Annotated in this window: 4 protein-coding genes; all 4 read right to left on the bottom strand. The window is 43.6% G+C overall.

Annotated elements, in window-relative coordinates; all coding sequences use genetic code 11:
- Positions 1 to 127 precede the first annotated feature (127 nt).
- A complete protein-coding gene (locus ACYQ4S_RS11110; protein ID WP_346024577.1) occupies positions 128 to 433 on the bottom strand; it encodes a LapA family protein in 306 nt (101 codons plus the stop codon).
- A gap of 78 nt (positions 434 to 511) precedes the next feature.
- A complete protein-coding gene (locus ACYQ4S_RS11105; RefSeq protein WP_346024576.1) occupies positions 512 to 1,303 on the bottom strand; it encodes an SDR family NAD(P)-dependent oxidoreductase in 792 nt (263 codons plus the stop codon).
- Complete coding sequence (gene rnz / locus ACYQ4S_RS11100) at positions 1,296 to 2,243, bottom strand: ribonuclease Z (protein ID WP_346024575.1); 948 nt, start codon at positions 2,241 to 2,243, stop codon at positions 1,296 to 1,298. Before rnz ends, ACYQ4S_RS11105 begins: the two co-directional genes overlap by 8 nt.
- A 19-nt stretch (positions 2,244 to 2,262) precedes the next feature.
- Entirely contained in the window at positions 2,263 to 3,558 is a 1,296-nt protein-coding gene (gene obgE, locus ACYQ4S_RS11095) for a GTPase ObgE (protein WP_346024578.1), read from the bottom strand.
- Between the last annotated feature and the right edge of the window lie 230 nt (positions 3,559 to 3,788).

The raw sequence follows: 3,788 nt of genomic DNA, 5'->3' as shown, positions 1-3,788 counted from the left end.
GGATCTGTTATAAAGCTGTTTAATCCAGACAAGGATTGGATTATATTACCTTCATCGACAGAAATCATCATACGAGCAACGAGAAATTTGGGAAACATAATTTTTCATAGATTATTGGGAGTTACCTCTATAATTCATCAGATTCATCAACAGTACTGTCTGATGTCCGCCTGCCAGAACGTGTTTTTCTGCCTGGCCGGGTCTGACTGTCTCTGGTTTTATCTTTTCTCTGATTTCTATAAACCTTTACAGTTGACAATAATGTCGCAATCAAAGCTCCGAGCAGCACTGATCCGAAAATGACAATAATGAGTGGCCATTCTACGGTAGCAAAGCCGAAGTTTATAGGTACTGGGTCAACATTAAGCACTGAAAGAAAAGCGATTGCAAGGAAGAGAACAATTGCCCCCACCATGCTCCATTGCCTTTTCATAAAGCTAATCTCCTTTCGGTTACCTCTTATTATTTTCTTAAGAATACCATAACTTCGAGAGATTTTCATTACAGGTGTTTATTTCCTGTTAAACATTGTACGGACAATCCTATCTCCAGTTTTTGGAAAAAGAGTGTAGACTTTGGATGCAGCATTTAACAGCCCTGGCATATTCACTTCTCTTTTTTGTCTGCCGATAGCTTTGATTGTCTTTGAAGCGACATAGTCAACTGGGAGGACAACTGTGCTGACATTCTTCAGATACTCCCCTTCGGGATCAAACTCATCAAAGTATTCAGTATCAACCGGCCCTGGATTGACAGTTGTCACGATAATATTGTGATCCTTCAGTTCCAGGCGAAGGGTATTGCTGAATCCAATAACCGCAAATTTTGTAGCTGAATAGACAGCCGATTTAGGTGTTGCAACTTTGCCGGCAATAGATGCGACGTTGATGATCTGACCGGACTGGTACTGAACCATGTGTTTCCCAACGAGCTGAGACATAAGCATGAGACCCAGGACATTGACCTTGAACATGTTTTCAACTCTGGAGAAGTCATAATCAAGAAACGTTTCTGTATGACCAAATCCGGCATTGTTTATCAGCACATCAATTTTCCCGATCTTATCTGTGACATGCGCTACGGCTCTTTGAACTGCATCGGTATCAGCCACATCAAGTGGATAGACAAGAGCCTGCGAACCATACTTATTTCTGATGTCTTCTTTGATCTGCTTAAGTTTATCCGTTCGTCTTGCACTTAGAATCAGAACAGCTCCTTTTTCAGCCAGCTGATAGGCCAGTTCCTCTCCTATACCTGAGGATGCGCCTGTGATCCATATCACTTTGTCTTTAACTCTATCCATTGATCTCCACTTCTCTCTTAATAGGTATAGTTACTTCTGCCAGGTCGTTCATAACATAAGATTCCGGGAAGTAGCGGCGTGCTTCTTTTTCCATCTCCTTGCTGTCAGCATACAGATACCGTGCACTGATATGTGTCAGAAGCAGCTTTTCAGCCCCGGCTTCAAGAGCAGTTCGGGCTGCATCAATATTGGTGGAGTGGTTGTAGCTTCTAGCCAGACCCTGGTCATCTCCTTTGAATGTACTTTCGTGAACGAGTACATCTGCCCCGCGTGCGAGTTCAACACTGTTCTGGGTTTTCAAAGTATCTCCTAGAATCGTGACCACTCTTCCTTTCTGACTTGGACCGATGAAGGCCTTGCCATCCAGCACACGACCGTCATCCAGCGTAACTGTTTTTCCTTGTTTAAGCTGACCAAACAGGGGCCCGAACGGCACCCCAAGTTCTTTCAGCTCTTCAGCCATCAGTTCCCCTTCACGGTCTTTCTCCTGAATTCTGAATCCGTATGAGGGAATGCCATGACGCAGCCTTTTGACAGTAACTATGAACTGGCTGTTTTCAAACAGCTTGCCTTCTTCAGTAAATTCTACATAGTCGATCGGGTACTTCACGTGAGATTGAGACAATTTCATAGACATTGAGACATATTGTCTGATCCCCGGTGGACCATATATGGTTAGAGGTGTATCGCCTCCTTGGAACGCTCTGCTGCTCAGAAGTCCCGGAAGACCAAAGATATGATCCCCATGCATATGAGTGATGAAAATCTTGTCGATTTTTCTCGGTTTAACAGAGGTCTTCAGAATCTGATGCTGTGTTGCCTCCCCGCAGTCAAAAAGCCAGATGCTGTTAAGCTCATCTAACAGTTTCAATGCGATGCTGGAAACATTCCGGTGTTTGGCCGGCACTCCAGATCCTGTCCCTAAAAATACTAAATCCATATAACTATCCTTTACAGTTTTATTCTACAAATTCAAACTCAAAGTTATCAAGTCTGACTGTATCTCCATTTTTAGCTCCTTTATCTCTAAGAGCTTCATCAATCCCCATACCTCTCAGCTGCCTTGAAAATCTCATGACAGACTCATCGAACTGGAAGTTTGTCATCTGATACAGTTTTTCAACCTTGTCTCCGGAAATGACCCATGTGCCATCCGAATCTCTTGTAATCATAAACTCTCTGTTTTCTGGAGTGAATTTATAGAGTACACGTTCTTCTTCCCCTGTCTCCTCTTCATAAAGAGGGAATTCAGGAGCTGTTTCAAGCAGGTCAGCTGTCCGGCTCATCACTTGGTTGAGTCCTTTTCGGGTAAGAGCTGAAATTTCAAAAATTTCTACTTCTTCCCCGGACTTTTCCATTTCTTCTCTGAACGTCTTCAAATTCTCTTCAGAATCAGGCATATCCATTTTATTGGCTACAACTAACTGAGGTCTCTCTCTTAATTTCAAGTCATACTGCTCGAGTTCTTTATTTATCGTATAGTAGTCATCGACCGGGTCACGCCCTTCAACGCCACTCATATCTATAACATGAAGCAGGACTCGCGTTCTTTCGATGTGTCTCAGAAACTCGATCCCTAAGCCTACACCTTGAGAAGCCCCTTCGATGAGTCCCGGCATATCTGCCAGTACAAAACTTCGTCCATCATCTGACTGTACCATCCCAAGATTTGGGACTAGTGTGGTAAAATGATAGGCTCCGATTTTTGGACGAGCTTGAGAGACAACACTTAATAAAGTGGATTTCCCTACAGATGGAAATCCAACTAGACCAACGTCCGCCAGTACTTTCAGTTCCAGTTCGATTTCTTTTTCGTCACCAGGCTCACCATTTTCGGCAATTTCCGGTGCAGGGTTTCTAGGTGACGCAAAACGAATATTTCCTCGTCCACCGCGTCCGCCTTTTGCTACCACTGCTTTCTGACCGTGTTCGACCAGATCTGCGAGCATCTGCCCAGTTTCGGCATCTTTAACAACTGTTCCAGGTGGAACTTTTACAAACAAAGCCTTTGCTCCTCGGCCGTGCATGCCTTTCGACATACCGTTTTCACCGTGCTCAGCTCTGAAATGACGATTGTATCTGAAATCCATCAGGGTTCTCAGACCCTCATCTACTACGAAGATAACGTCTCCACCAGTACCTCCGTCTCCACCAGCAGGGCCCCCATCGGGAACATATTTTTCTCTACGGAATGCCACCATTCCATTTCCGCCGTTTCCAGCCTTTACATTAACTTTAACCTGATCTAAAAACATTGACACGCTTAACCCTTCTTTCTCCATTACGCACTGGCTTATCTCTTTTATTTTACACTAATTTTCGTATGATATCTAATGACATGGCGACTATTTAATAATTTGAATCGAGTAGGAGGTAAATAATTAATTTATTTACCGTCCTCTCACACCACCGTGCGTACGGTTCCGTACACGGCGGTTCAATAATTTAAATATCTCTATCGCTCGTACAAATGGATTAAATCTCT

The organism is Alkalibacterium sp. s-m-28, assembly GCF_054658175.1.
This window is presented reverse-complemented; position numbering and strand designations above follow the sequence as displayed.